Consider the following 2413-nt stretch of genomic DNA (forward strand, 5'->3'; position numbering starts at 1 on the left):
AGATTGTCGACATGCCCGTCCGTATGGTCGTTGAGGAGCCCCGAGCCGAGCCACACGACTCGCTCGAAGCCCAGGTCTGCGTGCAGCCGCTCCTCGGTCTCGTCGCGCCTCAGACTGTTTCGGTTTGTGTTGCGCGGCGCGCATGTGCATCGTGGCGGGCGGGAGCGACGGGGCTGCGGGGAATGGCGCAAATCGGCGGCGATAAGGACGCGAATCTCGCCGCCGCAGCAGCCGCGGGCGACCGCGCCGCGTTCGAGGTCCTGCTCCGCCGGCATTACGACCGGGTGCACGGGCTCGCCTGGCAACTGACGGGGTCGCGGGCGGACGCCGACGACATCGCTCAGGAGGTGTGCTGCACGTTGGTCGAGAAGATCGGCAGCTTCCGCGGGGAGGCGAAGTTCACGACCTGGCTGACGGGGATCACATTCAACGCGTGCCGCGATTTCCGGCGGCGGCGGCGCTCGCTCGGCGGGATGATCGACCGGCTGACGCTGCTCGCGGGGCTGGCCGCGGCGCCGGACGGGCGCGATGCCTATGATGCGGTGTGGATCAGGAGCGCGGTCGCCCGGCTCAAGCCCGCTCTTCGCGACACGGTGGTGCTGGTGGCAGGGCAGCAGCTGACCCACGCCGAGGCGGCCGAGGTCCTGGGCGTCGCCGAGAACACCATCGCGTGGCGGATGCACGAAGTGCGGCGGATTCTGGCAGGCGACTGAGCCCGGAAAAAATCTTCAAAGGATTTGCCGCGCGGCTGCGTCAGAGTTGCAGGCGGGCGATGGGGCCGCGCCAGCAAAAGGGAGTTTGCAATGCGCCGCCAGCATCGTTCCATGGGACTGGCTTTGACCGCCGTCCTGCTCGCGTCCTGCGCGAGGTCGGGCGTCGACGACAAGGTCGCGTCGACGTCGCAATCCGCGCCGGAAGCGAAGGTCGCGGATACATCCAACATGGTCGTCACCGGGTCGCGCATCGCCGCGCCCCAGCTGAGGGCCGAGAGCATGCCGATGTCGGTGATGGCGCCGCCACCGCCGCCACCGCCCGCGCCGGGCATGTACGTGCCGCAATGGGCCTCGCCGCCCTACCACGACCAGGGCCGCGACAAGTTCACGAGCGTCGACGAGAACCCGTTCAAGATCGTGCGCGAGGCACCGGTGTCGACCTTCTCGATCGATGTCGACACGGCATCCTACTCGTGGGTCCGCGCGTCGCTGAACCGCAATGTTCTCCCTCAGCCGGCGGCGGTCCGGACGGAGGAACTGGTCAACTATTTCCCCTACGATTACGCGCCGCCGCGCACCAAGGAGCAGCCGTTCAGCACCGATGTCGCGGTGCTTCCGAGCCCGTGGTCCGACGGCCGCAAGCTCGTGCGGATCGGGATCAAGGGATACGATGTCGAGCAGCGGGGACGGCCGCACGCCAACCTCGTCTTCCTGATCGACACGTCGGGCTCGATGCAGGAGCCGAACAAGCTGCCGCTGCTCAAGCAGTCGCTCGAGATGCTGCTCGACGAGCTGGCGCCGACCGACACGGTCTCGATCGTCACTTATGCCGGATATGCCGGCACCGCGCTCGAGCCGACGAAGGTGCGCGAGAAGCACAGGATCGAGGCGGTGATCGATTCGTTGGGCGCCGGCGGGAGCACCGCGGGCGCCGAAGGCATCCGCCAGGCTTACTCGCTGGCCGAAGCGAACCTCGACCCGCGCGGAGTCAACCGCGTCATCCTCGCGACCGACGGCGACTTCAACGTCGGGATCACCGACCAGGAGGAATTGAAAGGCTATGTCGAGCGCGAGCGCGAGAAGGGCGTGTTCCTGTCGGTGCTCGGCTACGGAATGGGCAATTACAACGACGCGCTGATGCAGGTGCTGGCGCAGAACGGCAACGGCACCGCGGCGTACATCGACACGCTGGCCGAGGCGCGCAAGACGCTGGTCGAGGAAGCGAGTTCGACGCTGTTCCCGATCGCCAAGGACGTGAAGATCCAGGTCGAGTTCAACCCGGCGACGGTCGCAGAGTATCGGCTGATCGGCTACGAGACGCGCGCGCTCAATCGCGACGATTTCGACAATGACAAGGTCGATGCCGGGGACGTCGGGTCGGGCCAGACGGTGACCGCGCTGTACGAGATCGTGCCGGTCGGCGGCCCGCGGACGATGAGCGACCTGCGCTACTCGAAGCCAAGGGGCACGGCGGGCGGCGGCAGCGAATATGGCTATGTGAAGATCCGCTACAAATTGCCGAAATCCAGGACGAGCCGGCTGATCTCGACTCCGATCGACCGGCGCTCGGAGGTGCGCAGCTTCGCCGCGGCGCCGCAGGACGCGCGGTTCGCGGCGGCGGTCGCCGGCTTCGCCGAACTGCTTCGCGGCGGCAAGTATTCGGGGTCGCTGAGCTACGACGACGTGCTGAGGATCGCCAA

The 2413-nt window shown here is 67.4% G+C and carries 2 protein-coding genes and 1 pseudogene; 2 read left to right on the forward strand and 1 reads right to left on the reverse strand.

What is annotated here, in order from left to right; translation table 11 throughout:
- Positions 1 to 131, reverse strand: a pseudogene (locus GH737_RS15920) (agmatine deiminase family protein); the annotation flags it as partial.
- Between the two features lie 51 nt (positions 132 to 182).
- Between GH737_RS15920 and GH737_RS14390 the strand changes: the two are divergent.
- Positions 183 to 713: a sigma-70 family RNA polymerase sigma factor gene (locus GH737_RS14390; protein WP_155265457.1), complete on the forward strand. Its 531-nt coding sequence runs from the start codon at positions 183 to 185 to the stop codon at positions 711 to 713.
- A gap of 90 nt (positions 714 to 803) precedes the next feature.
- Positions 804 to 2413: vWA domain-containing protein (locus tag GH737_RS14395; RefSeq protein WP_155265458.1), on the forward strand; the 1610-nt coding region annotated here is incomplete at its 3' end.

It is taken from the genome of Sphingomonas segetis (genome assembly GCF_009720245.1).
GTDB lineage: Bacteria > Pseudomonadota > Alphaproteobacteria > Sphingomonadales > Sphingomonadaceae > Sphingomicrobium > Sphingomicrobium segetis.

What these genes read in the sequence shown, in the direction of transcription:
- GH737_RS14390 (WP_155265457.1), top strand. Translation starts at nt 183, where the DNA reads ATGGCGCAAATCGGCGGCGATAAGGACGCGAATCTCGCCGCCGCAGCA.